A 14,931-nucleotide genomic window follows, 5' to 3' on the forward strand; every position below is an offset into this window, starting at 1 on the left:
ATCACCTGACTTGCAACAGCTTGAGATGGGAAGGATCGCTTCGGAACAGGTTCCGTTCCGCAACCTCGCTCAAATCACATTCAATTCCCGGAACGCCCGCCCTTCCGCAATCCGGTCATAGCCGAACGCGGAACAATCCACCGTGCGATAACCCCCATGCACGATCAGCTCGGCCAGCGCCTTGCCGACCGCCGGCGCCTGCTGCAGGCCGTGGCCGGAGAATCCGTTGGCGAACAGGAAATTGCCGACCTCGGGATGCGGGCCGATCACCGCGTTCTGATCGAGTGTGTTGTAGTCGTAGTGGCCGGCCCAGGCCCGCGTCGGCTTGATCGCTTCGAAGGCTGGAATGCGGGTCGCCAGCACGGGCCAGATCACCTCTTCGAACAGCGGCCAATCGACCTCGAAATCCCCGGGGGCGGCCGGGCCGTCGCCCTCTTCCGGTTCGGCCCCGCCGGTGAGATAGACCGAGCCTTCCGGGCGCACATAGATGCCGGAGGGATCGACCAACAGCGGCATGTCGGCATATTTCTCGCGCGCCTCGAAAACGAAGACGTTGCGCTTGCGCGGCTCGACCGGCAGCGCCAGCCCGGCCATCGCAGCGACCTTGCCGGCGTTCGGCCCGGCGGCGTTGACGACGATGCCGGCCTCCAGCGTCTGGCCATTGTCGAGGCTGACGCTGGTAACGCGGTTGCCGTCGCGCGCAATACCGGTGACATCAGCGGTGATGAAATCGATCTTCTTCTCGCGCAGCGCCTTGCGGAACAGCATCAGCATCGCGTGCGCGTCGAACCAGCCCTCGCCAGTCCGGCCATAGGCGCCGGCGGTGATGCCCTCGGCCGACAGCCACGGGAAGCGGCGCACCAGCTGCTCCGCGTCCTCGAGAACGATGTCGGCGCCCTCGGCCATCTGCGCCTCGTGATTGCTCTTGAGGATCGGCAAGCCGTCCTCGCCGGCCAGGATGAGATAGCCGCCTTCGCGAAAGCCGATATCGGCGTCCGCGCCGAACTCTTCCTTCAGCCGCCGGAACAGCTTTAGCGTGAACTGCGACAGGCGGATGTTTTCGGGGATCGAGAATTGCTGGCGGATCGAGGCCATGGACAGCGTCGTTGCCGCGTGGGCGAACCGCGGATCGCGCTCGATCAAGGCGATCGAGCCGGAAAACCCTTCCTCGCGCAGATAATAGGCGACCGAGGATCCGACGATGGCCCCGCCGATGATGACGATGTCGTAGCGCACGTTTTTCTCCGATCCTCTGCCCGCGTCCTCACGCGACCGGCAAGATGATCTCGAAGCGCGTGCCGCGCTCGGAGTCAACCAGCGCGATCATACCATCATGCGCTTTCAGGAGGGCCAGCACGATGCCGAGGCCCATGCCGGTGCCGCCGGTAGAGCGCCGCGTGGTGAAGAATGGCTCGAAAATGCGCGCCCGGTTGCTCGGCGAAATGCCGGCACCGTCGTCATCGACCTGAATGGTTGCCTTGCCACCGGCGCCCGCTGCCGTGACCGAAACCTGCGTCGCGCCGTGCCTGGCGGAATTGTCTATGAGATTGGCAAGCACGATTGCCGCGTTCTCCGCCGATATGCGCAAAGCCAGATCGCCGCCGGCCTCGACGCGAACCGCCAGCCTGTTGTCGACGGGAAGCAGCGCCAGTGCCGCGCCAATCGAGGTGCTTTCGCCGCTCGGCGCAAGGTTTTCGGCGCGCGCCAGGTCAAGCAGGCGCCGCACCAGCAGATTCAGCCGCCCCGCGTCGGTGACGATGTTGTTTGAGAAACGCCGCCGCTCCGTATCGTCCATCGCGCTGCCTGAATCGCGCAGCAGCTCGGCCGCGCCCTGGATCGCCGTCAGCGGCGATTTGAGCTCATGCGAGACATGGGTGGCAAAAGTCTGGATGGAGTCCGAGCGCGCCTGCAGCTTTTCGGCCATATCGAGGAAGGCTGCGGACAGCTCCGCCATCTCGTATGTGCCGTGGTGGTCGAGCGGCTGGATCGCCTCGCGGTCACCGGCTGCAATGCGCTCGGTGCGGTCGATCAGCGCGTAGATCGGCCGGCTGACGGTGCGCAGGAAAACCAGGCCGATGAGCAGCGTGCCGCCGAGAATGGCGATGGCCGCCAACGTCACCTTGCCGCGCTCGCCATAGAGATGTTTTATGATGTTGTTGGGCGTCCGCGACACATAGACGACGCCGGCGACCCTGCCATCGACGGCCACTGGCAAGGCGACGAAGACACGCACCTTGGTGCCCCGGCTGACCGAATAGAGCGGCGGCGCCGGCTGGTCGGGGATGCGCAGCCGCAGCGCGCTTGCGTGGCGGCCGCTGAGTGCCTCGCGCACCTCCTCGACCGCGCCAAGCGACTGCCCGACCTCGCCGCGTCCGGCAATGACGACGCCTCGGGGGTCGAGCAGCCGGAAGCCGGCCAGCGTGGTTTTCTGCGTGGCGTCGAGAACGCCGGACAGGCGTACCCCGATCGCCGCGAAGGCGGGATCGGCGATTGCAGCCACGGCCGCCGGCCGGGTGGGAAGTACATAGTCGGAGGCCAGATCGAGCCGCGGCTCGATCGGCCTGTACAGCGGGTCCAGATCGGCACTTCGGCTTGAACTCCCACCCGCCCGCGGCATCGATGCGCCGAGTTTGTCCGATGCAATGCCGGCGTCGCGCACTTCCCGCGCATAGATGGCGGCGATGGCCGCCCCTTGCGCGATCAGCTCCGCCTCGGTCTGGCGGATCAGCTGGTTCTCGTAGAGCCGGAAGAAGAACAGGCCGACCAGCGGCAAGGCCATCACCATGATCAGGATGGCGACGACGACCGTGGCGAGGCGAGGCCGCCATTTGCGGCCGATCCATTTTCGCGAAGTCGTCAGCCGCATCGGCCGAGCCGGAAGCCGACGCCATGCACGGTCTCGATGACATCCAGGCAACCCACCGCCGCCAGCTTGGCGCGGATGTTGCGGATATGGCTGTCGACGGTGCGGCCGGCGACATGGATGTTGCCTGCATAGGCACTGGCCATCACCGCGTCGCGGTCGAGCACATGCGTCGGCCGCGCCAGAAACCCTTTCAGGATCGAGAACTCTATCCCTGTCAGGGCAAGCGGCTTACCGTCGAAGCTGGCGGCATGGCTGGCAGGCACCAGGGCCAGTTTGCCCTGCGCGAACTGCCTGTCGTCGGCCGGTTGGGGCGACGCCGGGCGGGCGCGCCGCAGGATGACGTTGACGCGAGCGACCAGTTCGCGCAGGCTGAACGGTTTTGTCACATAGTCGTCGCCGCCCATTTCGAGGCCGAGGATGCGGTCGATCTCCTCGTCACGCGCCGACAGGAACAGCACCGGCACATCGGATGTGTGCCGCAGCCGCCGGCAGACCTCCAGCCCGTCCATCTCAGGCATGCCGATGTCGAGCACGATCAGATCAGGTGCTCGCCGTCCGATCGCCTGCAAAGCGGCGGCACCGTCGGCCACCGCCTGCGTCCGCATGCCGGCCTTTTCCAGCGCAAAGCAGATCACCTCGCGGATATGCGGATCATCGTCGGCGACGAGGATGTGATGCGGCATCGATCAGCGGCCCGGCAGGTAAGGTTCGATACGGTGAGGAACCACGAACGGCCCCTTGCTGTCGAGATACCCGAGCAGCCGCCAGTCGCGAAAGCTCCAGGCCCGCCAGTTCTGCTGGAGGGTACGATGCCAGCCTTCGTCGCTGCCGCGACCAGCAGGATGGCGATACCGAAGCGTCTGCAATAGCTCGGCGCGGCAGCGAACAACGATGTCATGACCTGGCTTTCCTGATGGCTCCCAGCCGGATTGCCGACGGGCTCTTGCGGGCGAAGGGAATGCGGATCGCCGTCGCGCGCGGCTGATCGACCAGCCACCAGCCCTCGTTGCGCAGCCGGTAGGGCAGACGGGGTTTTGCTCGCTTGTGCATGCCGCCTGTCTCGCAGGCCGGCAGGGAAACGGCAGGGCGGATCCGAGGAGGTTTTCCGCAAGCGTGTGCAGTTTTCGTGCAGGGCCTGCGCTTCAGGGCTGGTGCGCTGCGCACATCCTTTCCAAACGTTGGCGCCGCCCCTCACCTGCCTGCCGGCATCCTCTCCCCGTAAACGGGGTGAGGGGGGCTGGCCGCAGCGCTGGCGCCTTTTCCGCAAGGTTGGCTATTGGCGAAATCGACGGTGAGAGCGTCCTTCTCCCCGCCACTATACGGGGAGTTGAGGGAGTTGTCCGAACCGGATAGATAGGTAACAGAATGGACTGATTAGATGGGTGACAGTTTTCTTCCTCGCCGGGAGGACCGGCGATGGTTTGGCGAGAGACTGTACTCATGGATGAACGGCTTCGGTTTGTGGTGGAATGCCTTTCTGGCGAGGAGACGATGACGCAATTGTGTGCGGCCTTCGAGATCTCTCGCAAGACCGGCTACAAATGGCTTGAACGCTACCGGGAGCTTGGGCCGGTGGGCCTGCATGATCTGCCGCGTGCGCCGCTCAATCACGGCCGGGCGACGGCCGCGGATGTGGTGGAGCGGATCGTGGCTATGAAAGAGGCGCATCCGCTGTGGGGGCCCAAGAAGATCATTGCCAGGCTCAAGCGTGCGGAGCCCTGCGGCGGCTGGCCAGCGGTCTCGACGGCTGGTGAGATACTGAAGCGGCATGGACTTGTGGGGCGCAGGCGCAAACGCTGGAAGGCGGCAGGCAATGGCCCATGGCCGGAAGCTTCGGAGCCGAACGCGGTGTGGACCGGGGACCACAAGGGCTGGTTTCGGACCCGCGACCAGTGGCGCTGCGAACCGCTGACGGTGATGGATGTGTCGAGCCGCTACCTGTTGGGGCTCGAGGCAACGAGTTCGACGGCGGATGAGGAGGCTTGGCCGGTGTTTGAGCGGTTGTTTGAGGAGAACGGCCTGCCGGATCGCTTCAGAAGCGACAATGGCTCACCATTTGCGTCGACCGGCGTCACCGGGCTGACGCCGCTTGCGGCGCGCTTCATCAAGCTCGGCATCGCCCTTGAGCGCATCCAGCCGGGCAAGCCGCAGCAGAACGGGCGCCATGAGCGTTTCCACCTGACCATGCTGCCGATGGCCAAGGCACCGGAGGCCGACAGGGCGGCTCAAGCCCAGGCGTTCGAGGCCTTCCGGCGCAGCTACAATGAGGAGCGCCCGCACGAGGCGCTTGGCATGGACACCCCAGCACAGCATTACCGTCCCTCGACCCGTCCCATGCCCAAGACGACCCCCGAGCCGGATTATCCGGCCGAGGCGGCGGTGCGCAGCGTGCGCCAGAACGGCGCCGTCAAATGGCAGGGCGCCGAAATCTACGTCTCGGCCACGCTGGCAGGCGAGCCGGTTGCCATCGAAGAGACCGAGAACGGCGAATGGGCGATGCGCTTCTATGCCCATCCGCTCGGCTTCATCGACCACAAGCACACGAAACTGGTTCGTCGCCGCGCCGCGCCAACCAAACCGCTTGGCGCGCCGACGAACCAATCATAAGGGGGAAAACTGTTACCTATGTATCCGGTTCAAACTGTTACCCATCTATCGGCTGGACACCGGCAGGCAGATGAGGGGCAGCGCTGATCTTGACGATTGGCTGACCCCGCGCAAACTTCACCTGATCCATTGCTCCGGCGCTTGCCTCGACCAACCGCACGCGGCATAGATCACCCATGGAAACCTACCGCCCGCGCCGCTCCGTACTCTACATCCCGGCCTCCAACGACAAGGCGCTAGCCAAGATCGCGCAGCTTTCCAGCGACGCAATCATCATCGACCTCGAAGACGCCGTCGCACCGGCCGACAAGATCGCCGCCCGCGAAAAACTGGCGGGCATTTTGGCCAAACGTCCGGTTGTCAACGATATTGGCCGCCGCTGCGAGATGATCGTGCGCGTCAACGCGCTGTCCAGCGAATGGGGTGCCGACGATCTGCTTGCCATGGCCAAATGCGAGCCTGACGGCCTCCTGCTGCCCAAGGTCGACACGCCGCGCGACATTCTGGAAGTCGGCGACGTGCTCGACGACAATTTTGCCCCCGATGCGGTGAAACTATGGGCGATGATCGAGACGCCCAAGGCCATGCTCAACATCGGCGCCATTGCCGAGCTTGGCCGCGATCCGGCCTCGCGGCTTGACTGTTTCGTTGCCGGAACGAATGATCTGGTCAAGGAGACCGGCGTGCTGGTCACACCTGACCGGCGCTATCTCGTGCCCTGGCTGATGCAGATGCTGCTTGCCGCGCGCGCCGGCGGCATCGACATGCTCGACGGCGTCTCCAACGATTTCCGCGACCTCGACGCTTTCGCCCGTGAGTGCACGGAAGCCGCGGCCATGGGGTTCGACGGCAAATCGCTTATCCACCCGGCCCAGATCGAAGCCGCCAATCGGGCCTTTGCACCGTCGCCCGGGGCGGTGGCCGAGGCGCGCTCGGTGAAAGAGGCCTTCGAGCTTTCCGAAAATGCCGGCAAAGGGGTGATTGCGCTGAACGGAAGGATGGTCGAGCGGCTGCACCTGGCGCAGGCCGAAAAACTGCTGGCGAAGGCAGCCGCCATCGACGCATGATATCAGCCCTATGCTTGCGGGCTACTCACGACAGGAATCACCCTATGAAACTCTACCGCTTTCTGACCGGCCCGGACGACGCCAGCTTCTGCCACAAGGTGACGGCGGCGCTGAACAAGGGCTGGCACCTGTTCGGCTCGCCGACCTATGCTTACGATAAGAAGGCCAAGACGATGCGCTGCGGCCAGGCCGTCGTGAAGGATATCGATGGACAGGAATACGGACCGGACACCAAGCTCAGCGACTGGTAGTCGGCGCTCGCATCCACAGCCACCCGGCCAGCCAGGCGATCGCCGCCGCAAGCGTCACCAAGCCCAGGTCAAGAGCCAACTCCGGCACGAACGCACGGAGCGCGATAGGCACCGCGCCAATGAAATAGAGAGCGAGTGGAATGCGCGGCACGCCTCTTGCAACGACAAGGGAGATTACAAACGCGAGCGTCCCAAGCAGAAAAAGAACTGAACTGACGACCAGAGCCAGCCCGAGAGGCCCGGCGCGCAGGTCGATGATGGTTGTCGGCGGAAGTTTCGAAAATACGAGATTGATCACCACTTCCACGCCGACCAAACTTGCCAATGCCACGAAGTTGACGACAAAAGCGACCGTGCCGAACAGGCCCGCGCGCCGGCCAAATGCAAGAAACAGGCCTACGACAAGACCAAGCGCCAAGATCTCGGCGACTGGCGCCAGAAGTTGCGTCAGATCGGTGGTCGCGATGAGCGAGCTGCGTTTAGCCGCGTTGACCAGAAGAATAAGCGCGCTTCCCACCCCGGCGACGGAAGCAAGCCGATAGAGCGTAGCGCTGGGCACAGCCGCGCTCGACCGGACAGTCGTGGAATTCTCTTCGTGCCGAGGTCCTTCGGTTGGCCTCTGAAGCGAAATGAGCGATTGCGGACGGCGGGGTTCGGCGGTTGTGGCGAGCATGGTCGTCTCCTCATCTGGGAAAACGGCGGCCGCGAAGACCGCGGGCCTGTTCCGATCCCATCTGTAATCGCTGCTTACATTCTCTTGCCGGAGTTGTAAACGGTGATTACATAAATTGCGGAATCATGCTACGGACGCGTGAAGCAGTTCTACCGAACGAAGGGAACGAGATGGCAGAAGCCAAGACGCCTCGCCGCGCCAGCTACCACCATGGCAATTTGCGAGACACGCTGATCGATGCTGCAATTCAACTTGTCGAGGAAGGCGGCCCCGACAATGTGAGCGTGCGCGAAGCCGCAAAGCGGGCCGGCGTTTCCCCCGGCGCGCCCTTCCGGCATTTTCAGTCGAAAACAGCGCTGCTGACCGCGGTCGCCGAACAGGCCATGAGCCGGCTGACAGAGGCCGTCGCCAATGCACTTTCAGAAGTCGACAGCGCGGATCCCGTCGTGGCCTTCGAAGCAATCGGACAAGGCTATCTGGAATGGGCGATTGCCAATCCCACGCATTTCCAGATCATCAGTTCCCGAACGCTGATTGATTTCGACGGGTCGGACAGTCTTCGGGGTCAGAATGAAGCCATTCGCCGGAAGATGATCGACCTGCTGACCCAGGCGCAACAACAGGGTCGGTTGGCTGCGAACACGGACTTCGATCATCTGGTTCTTGCCGCTCGTGCATTTGTCTATGGGTTGGCACGAATGGCGGTTGATGGTCATTTTCCGCTGTGGCATCCGTCCGAGGCGCCATCGCTCGCCGTGCGCAAGGCGCTGCATCTTTTCATCAGCCGGATGACCAACCTGCCTGAATCGAGATCTTAGAGGCCTTTGCCGCCGCTGGGTTCTGATCCGACTCGAGAGGAATGGACAGTTCACGCGGCGTAGGAATCAATTACTCCGCCGCCTCTTCGATCTTCTCCATGTCGTCATCGGACAGTCCGAAATGGTGGCCGATCTCGTGGATCAGCACGTGGGTGACGATGTCGCCCAGCGTTTCCTCGTTCTCGGACCAGTAGTCGAGGATGGCGCGGCGGTAGAGCGTGATGCGGTTCGGGCCTTCGCCGGTCTGCGGATTCCAGCGCTCGGCGATGCCGCGTCCCTCGAACAGCCCGAGCAGGTCGAAGGGCGTCTCCAGCGATAGATCGTCCATGATCTCGTCGGTCGGGAACTCGGCGATCTGGATGACGATCTCGCCGGTCAGCTTGCGAAAATCCTCCGGCAGATGGGCATACGCCTCCAGCGCCAGGAACTCCATTTCCTCCATCGAGGGCGAGAGTTCGTCGTGCCAGGTGCGGGTCTTGTAGATGCGGGCCATGCTTTGTCCTTTGATCCCGGGCATATAGGCTTTCGCACCGGAATCGGCAAATGAACGGGCCGATGTGCCTGCATCATCAGGTGGAGAGGAATAAATTCCCCATGACTCCGCTTGACTCTTCCGGCCCCCTCTGGAATCCTAGGGAACATAACAGGAACAATTGTGAGTGGAAGCTGACCGTCATGGCGATGACCGCCGTGGCGCGGGAGACTGTTTTTGCCCTGCGCCGCCAGATCGCGAAAATCGAGGGAACGCTGCCCGAGCGCCTGCGGGCGCCGGTTGGCGCGCCCCTTGATGCTGACGTCAGCACGGATGTCACGTCCAATACCGACCGCACTATCGTCCGGCGCGGCATTGCCGCGGCTTTGCCGGATGCGTACCTTCCCACCGGCGTCGAGCGTCTCGATGCCGCCCTGAGCGGCGGCCTGCCGAAGGCAGCCTTGAGCGAAATCCATGGCACACAAACCCGCGATGCCGGGGCCGTCGCCGGCTTCGCCCTTTCGCTCACCAGCCTGATCCTTAAGCGGACGCCAGGGTTGCCGGTGCTGTGGATCGGCACCACGGAAATCTTCCGCGAAGCCGGCTTTCCCTATGCCAGGGGGCTTCATGCCTCGTTCGGCATCGAGCCGGAACAATTGCTGTTTTCCGAGGCGCCAAAACTTGTCGATGCGCTCTGGGTCGCCGAGGAAGCAGCCCGAATGACGGCGCTCGCGGCTGTCATTCTTGAAATCCGCGGCAATCCGCGGCGGCTGGACCTGACCGCGACGCGCCGGCTGCATGCAAAGGCGCAAGGTGCCGGCCGCCCGGTGTTCCTGCTGCGGCAGGCGGCGGAGCCCGAGCCGACGGCGGCCCCCGTCCGCCTCATCGTCGCTTCGGCGCCGGCAGCACCACGCGACACCATCGCCGGGCCGCTCGCCGGCTCGATCGGCCACCCGGCCTTCACCCTCACCATCGGCAAGAGCCGCACGGCCTTGCCTGGACAATTCACACTGGAGTGGAACCCCGATGAACGCGCATTCGACGAAAGAGCGGGCGAAGAGAGAAGGGGCGAAGAGAGAGGCCGGGCAAAGAATCCTGTCTCTGTGGTTTCCCTATCTGGCAGTGGAAAGGATCCTGCGGCAGCGTCTGGGGCGGTCCTGGCGTTCCCGGCCGTCGGATCACCTGCCGCCATCTCACCCACCGCTCGTGATCAGCCATCGCGACCGCAACGCGCAGCGCATCTCGGCCCTCGACGAGCGGGCTGAGGCGCTGCACCTGAAGCGCGACATGGGCATTGCCGATGCGCGCGCCATGCATCCGTCGATCGACATCGTCGAGGCCGATCCGGAGGCCGACCGCCGCCTGCTCGAAGGCCTTGCCGACTGGTGCGACCGTTACACCCCACTGGTGGCGCTGGACGGGGCGGACGGCCTGTTCCTCGACGTCACCGGCTGCACCCATTTGTTCGGCGGCGAGCGCGCCATGCTGGACGACATCCTGTCGCGTTTCTTCCATCAGGGTTTCGACGTCCGCGCCGGGCTTGCCGCGACACCGGGGGCGGCCTGGGCGGCGGCACGGTTTGCCGGCGACCGCATCGTCGATGGCGGCGAGGAGGAAGCGCTGCTGGCACCCCTGCCGCTGGCCGCACTGCGCATCGAGCCGGCGACCCGCGCCAGCCTGGAAAGCGTCGGCCTGCGCACGGCGGGCGCCGTCATGGCGGCACCGCGCGCGCCGCTCGCCCGCCGCTTCGGCGCCTTGCTGCTCCTGCGCCTCGACCAGGCGCTTGGCCGTCTCGACGAGGCGGTGTCGCCGCGCCTTCCCGTCGCGCCGCTTTCGGTCGAACGCCATCTCGCCGAGCCCGTCACCCTGACCGAGGACATCGAACGGCTGGTGGGCATGCTGGCGACGACCTTGAAGATCGACCTCGAGCGCCGCGGCGAGGGCGCCAGGACGCTGGCGCTGCTGCTCTTTCGCGTCGACGGCGCCGTCAGCCGCATCGCTCTCGGCACCTCGCGGCCGCTGCGCGAGCCCATGCTGATCCAGAAATTGTTCCATGAGCGGCTGGCCGCGCTCGAACAGGATATCGATGCCGGCTATGGCTTCGATCTGGTGCGGCTTTCGGTGCTGACATCAGCCGCTTTCGACATGCAGCAGGCCGACCTTGCCGGCGAGGTGATCGACGACGGCGCCGACATCGCGCTGTTCGCCGACCGCATCCGCGCCCGGCTTGGTGATGGCGCGGTGCTGCAACCGGTCGTCGTCGAAAGCCATCTGCCGGAGCGTGCCGTCGCCACCATCCCCTTCACCGAAGCGCCGCGCCGGACCACGCCGCCGAAAAGGCCGGACAGGCTGCAGGCGCCAAAAACCATCTTCCCGCCGGAACGGCCGATCCGGCTGTTCCGCTCGCCCGAACCCATCGATGTGCCGGCCACCGAAATGCCCGAGGGACCGCCGCTGAACTTCCGCTGGCGGCGCGCGCTCTACCGGGTGACGCGGGCCGAGGGGCCGGAACGCATCGCGGCGGAATGGTGGCGCGAGGCGCCCAGCGACGAGTTGGCATCGACGCGCGACTATTTCCGCATCGAGGATGCCGACGGCCGCCGCTACTGGCTCTACCGGCAAGGTCTCTACGGCGGCGCCTCGCAGGTCCCGCCGCGCTGGTTCCTGCATGGGGTCTTCGCATGAACGCGCTGACCGTCATCCCCTATGCCGAGTTCGGCATCCAGTCGAATTTCTCCTTCCTGCGCGGCGCCTCCAAGCCGGAGGAGCTGGTGGTCGCCGCCAAGCTTTTGGGCTTTTCCGCGATCGGGCTTGCCGACCGCAACACGGTGGCTGGCGTGGTGCGAGCCTGGCAGCAGGCCAAGGTGGAAAAGCTTTCCTACCATCCCGGCTGCAGGCTGGTTTTCGGCGACGGCACGCCGGATATTCTCGCCTATCCGCAGGACCGCAAGGGCTGGGGGCACCTGTGCCGCATGCTGACTCAGGCCAACCTGCGCGACGAAAGTGAAAAGGGCGCCACCCTTCTCCAGCGCGGCGACCTCCTCGAATGGGGGGATCTGATGTCGCTGGCGGTCCTGCCCGATCTGTCGGCGGGGCCGCAAGACAGTCTCGCCTTGCTTCGAGACCTCAAGCATCGTTTCGGTCGGAACCTGCGGCTTGGCGTTTCGCCCGACTATGCCGGCAATGACCGTTTCCGGATCGAGCAGGCGGCTGCGTTTGCCGAGAGCGCCGGCATCCCGTTGATGGCGACCAACGGCGTTCTCTACCACACCGCCGAACGGCGCCCGCTGCAGGACGTGCTGACCGCGATCCGCCTCAACACGCCCGTCGCCGAGGTCGGATTGCAACTGGCCGCCAATGCCGAACGCCACCTGAAGCCGCCAATGGAGATGGCGCGCCTGTTCCGCAGGCATCCGCAGGCGCTGGCCGAGACCTTGCGCTTTGCGCAGGAGCTGACGTTTTCGCTGAGCGACCTCCAGTACAACTACCCCGACGAGCCGACGGAATCGGGTCTCGGGCCGCAGGCCGAACTGGAAAGGCTGGCGCGGGAGGGGGCTGCCGAGCGTTATCCTGCAGGTGTGCCTGCCTCCGTGACCAAGCGCATCGCGGAGGAGCTGGCTCTGATCGAGCGCCTCAACTACGCCCGTTATTTCCTGACCGTCCATGACATCGTCAAGTTCGCCCGCAGCCAGGACATTCTCTGCCAGGGGCGCGGTTCGGCCGCCAATTCGATCGTCTGCTTCTGCATCGGCATCACCGAAGTCGGCCCGGACAGGATCGACACGCTTTTCGAGCGCTTCATTTCCGAGGAGAGGAACGAGCCACCGGATATCGACGTCGATTTCGAGCATGAGAAGCGCGAGATCGTCATGCAGTACATCTACACGAAATACAGCACCAAGCGCACCGCACTGGCCGCCGCCGTGATCAGCTATCGCGGCCGCTCGGCGTTGCGCGAAGTGTCGAAGGCAATGGGGCTTTCGGAAGATGTCCGAGGGTCTTTGTCAGGCTCGATCTGGGGCTGGTCCACCTCGGAGCTTGGCGAGAAAGAGGCCCGCGCCGGCGGCCTCGATCGTGCCGATCCAGTGTCGCGGCATGTATTGGAACGCGCCAACGAGATCATGGGGTTTCCCCGCCACCTGTCGCAGCATGTCGGCGGCTTCGTCATCACCAGGGACCGGCTGGACGAGATCGTGCCCATCGTCAAGACGGCGATGGACGAGCGCAAGATGGTCGAATGGGACAAGGACGATCTCGACGCGGTGAAGATCCTCAAAGTGGACGTGCTGGCGCTCGGCATGCTGACCTGCCTGAAACGCGCCTTCACCTTGCTCACTGAGCATTATCCGAAGGCGAGGGACCCGTATGGGCAGCCCTATGTGCTGGCCACCCTGCCGCCGGAGGATAGGCAGGTCTACAAGATGATCTGCCGCGCCGACACGCTCGGCGTCTTCCAGATCGAATCGCGCGCCCAGATGTCGATGCTGCCGCGTCTCAAGCCGGACAATTTTTATGATCTCGTCATCGAGGTGGCGATCGTCCGGCCGGGCCCGATCCAGGGCGACATGGTCCATCCCTATCTGCGCCGCCGGCAGGGCAAGGAAAAACCCGAATATCAAAAACCGGAACTGGAGGCGATCCTCGGCAAGACGCTTGGCGTGCCGCTGTTCCAGGAACAGGCGATGAAGATCGCCATCGTCGCGGGCGGTTTCAAACCGGGCGAGGCCGATGAACTGCGCCGCGCCATGGCCACCTTCAAGCGCACCGGCACCATCGGCAATTACCGCCGGCGCATGATCGACGGCATGGTTGGCAAGGGATACACCAAGGACTTCGCCGAACGCTGCTTCAAGCAGATCGAAGGCTTTGGCGAATACGGCTTTCCCGAAAGCCACGCCGCCTCCTTCGCGCTGCTGGTCTATGCCTCCTGCTGGTTCAAGACCTTCTATCCCGACGTGTTCTGCGCAGCGATCCTGAATTCGCAGCCTATGGGGTTTTACCAGCCGGCCCAGCTCGTGCGCGACGCGCGCGACCATGGCGTCGACATCCGCGACGTCGACGTCAATTTCTCGGTCTGGGACTGCACGCTGGAGAAGGCGCCTTTCGATCCGGCCCGCATCCTCGCGCGCCATGCCGAGATGCGCGGCGTCATCGAGACGGATCATGCGCTGCGGCTCGGCTTCCGGCAGATCAAAGGCCTTTCCAAGGAGCGCATGGACGCTTTCGTCGAGCGGCGCGGTTCAGGCTACGAGTCCGTGAGGGATATCTGGCTGCGCTCCGGCTTGGATGTCGGCGAGATCGAGAGGCTGGCGCAGGCCGACGCCTTCCGTTCGCTTGGCCTCGATCGTCGTGAGGCCTTGTGGGCGGTGCGCGCGCTCGACGGCAAGAGCGCCGCCGAAAGGCTGCCGCTGTTCGACCAGCCGGCGCTCCGCCTGCGCGAACTGGAGCCCGAGACGAAGCTGCCGACAATGCCGCTCGGCGAGCATGTCATCCACGACTACCGCTCGCTCGGCCTGTCGCTGAAGGCGCATCCGGTCGCCTTCCTGCGCGAGCGCCTCGACCGCGCCGGCATCACGCCCAATGCGAACCTTCCCAACGTGCGCGACGGCCGGCGGGTCTCCGTCGCCGGGCTTGTGCTGGTGCGGCAGCGCCCCGGCAAGGGCAACGCGATCTTCCTGACGCTGGAAGACGACAAGGCCGTCGCCAACATCATTTTCTGGCAAAGAACCTTTGACCGTTACCGGCCGATCGTGATGGGCGCGCGGTTCGTTCGGGTCACCGGGAAATTGCAGTCGGAATCGGGTGTGGTCCACATCGTCGCGGAAAAGGTCGAGGACCTGACGCCCTGGCTGACCGTGCTTCTGGAGAAGGTCAGCGAAGCTGGACCGGCGGTTGTCGGTTCTCCGGAGCGCGCGGCCAGGGGTCCGGATCGCTCCGGCCGCCCCGCCATAGGCAACGCGCCGATCCGGCAGGACATCGCGACGCTGTCGGAAGAGGCGGAACAGGTCATGCCGAAGGGGCGGAATTTTCAGTAGGCAGCTCCTTACCGCCGCGCTCATCCTTACCTTCGTCATCCACGGGCGGAGCAGGAGCGAAGCGACGTCGCGGAGACCCGAGGATCCATGCCGCGACATCGGCCAAAGAATGCCACGGTCCAGAATGGTACTCATGCCGCGT

13 protein-coding genes are annotated in these 14,931 nt (G+C 64.7%); 7 read left to right on the top strand and 6 right to left on the bottom strand.

What is annotated here, in order from left to right; translation table 11 throughout:
- Positions 1 to 69: 69 nt before the first annotated feature.
- From NKG99_RS09005 to NKG99_RS09020, 4 genes are all read right to left on the bottom strand, one after another.
- The gene (locus tag NKG99_RS09005; RefSeq protein WP_352866463.1) at positions 70 to 1,236 is read right to left on the bottom strand and encodes an NAD(P)/FAD-dependent oxidoreductase; all 1,167 of its coding nucleotides are present in this window, start codon (positions 1,234 to 1,236) and stop codon (positions 70 to 72) included.
- A 28-nt stretch (positions 1,237 to 1,264) separates the two neighbouring features.
- Positions 1,265 to 2,866, bottom strand: a complete 1,602-nt coding sequence (locus tag NKG99_RS09010; RefSeq protein WP_352866466.1) for a sensor histidine kinase — start codon at positions 2,864 to 2,866, stop codon at positions 1,265 to 1,267.
- Positions 2,857 to 3,549 carry a response regulator transcription factor gene (locus NKG99_RS09015; protein ID WP_352866468.1) on the bottom strand — a complete coding sequence of 231 codons (693 nt, stop codon included), beginning with the start codon at positions 3,547 to 3,549 and terminating at the stop codon, positions 2,857 to 2,859. The genes NKG99_RS09010 and NKG99_RS09015 overlap by 10 nt, the downstream gene beginning before the upstream one ends.
- Positions 3,550 to 3,760: 211 nt before the next feature.
- Positions 3,761 to 3,916, bottom strand: coding sequence for a hypothetical protein (locus NKG99_RS09020; protein ID WP_352866470.1), 156 nt, complete (start codon positions 3,914 to 3,916; stop codon positions 3,761 to 3,763).
- Positions 3,917 to 4,282: 366 nt separating this feature from the next.
- Here NKG99_RS09020 and NKG99_RS09025 point away from each other — a divergent pair, with 366 nt between their 5' ends.
- From NKG99_RS09025 to NKG99_RS09035, 3 genes are all read left to right on the top strand, one after another.
- Positions 4,283 to 5,473, top strand: coding sequence for an integrase core domain-containing protein (locus NKG99_RS09025; protein WP_352866472.1), 1,191 nt, complete (start codon positions 4,283 to 4,285; stop codon positions 5,471 to 5,473).
- Between the two features lie 176 nt (positions 5,474 to 5,649).
- Positions 5,650 to 6,540, top strand: coding sequence for an HpcH/HpaI aldolase/citrate lyase family protein (locus NKG99_RS09030; protein ID WP_352866475.1), 891 nt, complete (start codon positions 5,650 to 5,652; stop codon positions 6,538 to 6,540).
- A 44-nt stretch (positions 6,541 to 6,584) separates the two neighbouring features.
- Complete coding sequence (locus NKG99_RS09035; RefSeq protein ID WP_027032001.1) at positions 6,585 to 6,791, top strand: DUF1737 domain-containing protein; 207 nt, start codon at positions 6,585 to 6,587, stop codon at positions 6,789 to 6,791.
- Here NKG99_RS09035 and NKG99_RS09040 read toward each other — a convergent pair.
- Positions 6,778 to 7,464 (bottom strand): hypothetical protein, encoded by a 687-nt coding sequence (locus NKG99_RS09040; protein ID WP_352866478.1) that lies wholly within the window; start codon positions 7,462 to 7,464, stop codon positions 6,778 to 6,780. The two genes, NKG99_RS09035 and NKG99_RS09040, sit on opposite strands and share 14 nt — an antisense overlap.
- Before the next feature lie 170 nt (positions 7,465 to 7,634).
- Here NKG99_RS09040 and NKG99_RS09045 point away from each other — a divergent pair, with 170 nt between their 5' ends.
- Positions 7,635 to 8,282, top strand: coding sequence for a TetR/AcrR family transcriptional regulator (locus NKG99_RS09045; protein ID WP_352866480.1), 648 nt, complete (start codon positions 7,635 to 7,637; stop codon positions 8,280 to 8,282).
- Positions 8,283 to 8,352: 70 nt separating this feature from the next.
- Here the strand turns inward: NKG99_RS09045 and NKG99_RS09050 are convergent, their stop codons facing one another.
- Positions 8,353 to 8,775, bottom strand: coding sequence for a metallopeptidase family protein (locus tag NKG99_RS09050; protein WP_111544069.1), 423 nt, complete (start codon positions 8,773 to 8,775; stop codon positions 8,353 to 8,355).
- 182 nt (positions 8,776 to 8,957) lie between these two features.
- Here NKG99_RS09050 and NKG99_RS09055 point away from each other — a divergent pair, with 182 nt between their 5' ends.
- Genes NKG99_RS09055 through NKG99_RS09065 form a run of 3 tightly spaced genes read left to right on the top strand, consistent with a single transcriptional unit; the run spans position 8,958 to position 14,789 of the window.
- Complete coding sequence (locus NKG99_RS09055) at positions 8,958 to 10,019, top strand: ImuA family protein (protein WP_352866482.1); 1,062 nt, start codon at positions 8,958 to 8,960, stop codon at positions 10,017 to 10,019.
- Positions 9,961 to 11,439, top strand: a complete 1,479-nt coding sequence (locus tag NKG99_RS09060; RefSeq protein ID WP_352866484.1) for a DUF6504 family protein — start codon at positions 9,961 to 9,963, stop codon at positions 11,437 to 11,439. The genes NKG99_RS09055 and NKG99_RS09060 overlap by 59 nt, the downstream gene beginning before the upstream one ends.
- Positions 11,436 to 14,789 carry an error-prone DNA polymerase gene (locus tag NKG99_RS09065; protein ID WP_352866487.1) on the top strand — a complete coding sequence of 1,118 codons (3,354 nt, stop codon included), beginning with the start codon at positions 11,436 to 11,438 and terminating at the stop codon, positions 14,787 to 14,789. The genes NKG99_RS09060 and NKG99_RS09065 overlap by 4 nt, the downstream gene beginning before the upstream one ends.
- Positions 14,790 to 14,931: the final 142 nt, after the last annotated feature.

Source organism: Mesorhizobium sp. M1409 (assembly GCF_040317535.1).
Taxonomy (GTDB): domain Bacteria; phylum Pseudomonadota; class Alphaproteobacteria; order Rhizobiales; family Rhizobiaceae; genus Mesorhizobium.

What these genes read in the sequence shown, in the direction of transcription:
- NKG99_RS09010 (WP_352866466.1), bottom strand. Translation starts at nt 2,866, where the DNA reads ATGCGGCTGACGACTTCGCGAAAATGGATCGGCCGCAAATGGCGGCCT.
- NKG99_RS09015 (WP_352866468.1), bottom strand. Translation starts at nt 3,549, where the DNA reads ATGCCGCATCACATCCTCGTCGCCGACGATGATCCGCATATCCGCGAG.
- NKG99_RS09020 (WP_352866470.1), bottom strand. Translation starts at nt 3,916, where the DNA reads ATGCACAAGCGAGCAAAACCCCGTCTGCCCTACCGGCTGCGCAACGAG.
- NKG99_RS09025 (WP_352866472.1), top strand. Translation starts at nt 4,283, where the DNA reads ATGGTTTGGCGAGAGACTGTACTCATGGATGAACGGCTTCGGTTTGTG.
- NKG99_RS09030 (WP_352866475.1), top strand. Translation starts at nt 5,650, where the DNA reads ATGGAAACCTACCGCCCGCGCCGCTCCGTACTCTACATCCCGGCCTCC.
- NKG99_RS09035 (WP_027032001.1), top strand. Translation starts at nt 6,585, where the DNA reads ATGAAACTCTACCGCTTTCTGACCGGCCCGGACGACGCCAGCTTCTGC.
- NKG99_RS09040 (WP_352866478.1), bottom strand. Translation starts at nt 7,464, where the DNA reads ATGCTCGCCACAACCGCCGAACCCCGCCGTCCGCAATCGCTCATTTCG.
- NKG99_RS09045 (WP_352866480.1), top strand. Translation starts at nt 7,635, where the DNA reads ATGGCAGAAGCCAAGACGCCTCGCCGCGCCAGCTACCACCATGGCAAT.
- NKG99_RS09050 (WP_111544069.1), bottom strand. Translation starts at nt 8,775, where the DNA reads ATGGCCCGCATCTACAAGACCCGCACCTGGCACGACGAACTCTCGCCC.
- NKG99_RS09055 (WP_352866482.1), top strand. Translation starts at nt 8,958, where the DNA reads ATGGCGATGACCGCCGTGGCGCGGGAGACTGTTTTTGCCCTGCGCCGC.
- NKG99_RS09065 (WP_352866487.1), top strand. Translation starts at nt 11,436, where the DNA reads ATGAACGCGCTGACCGTCATCCCCTATGCCGAGTTCGGCATCCAGTCG.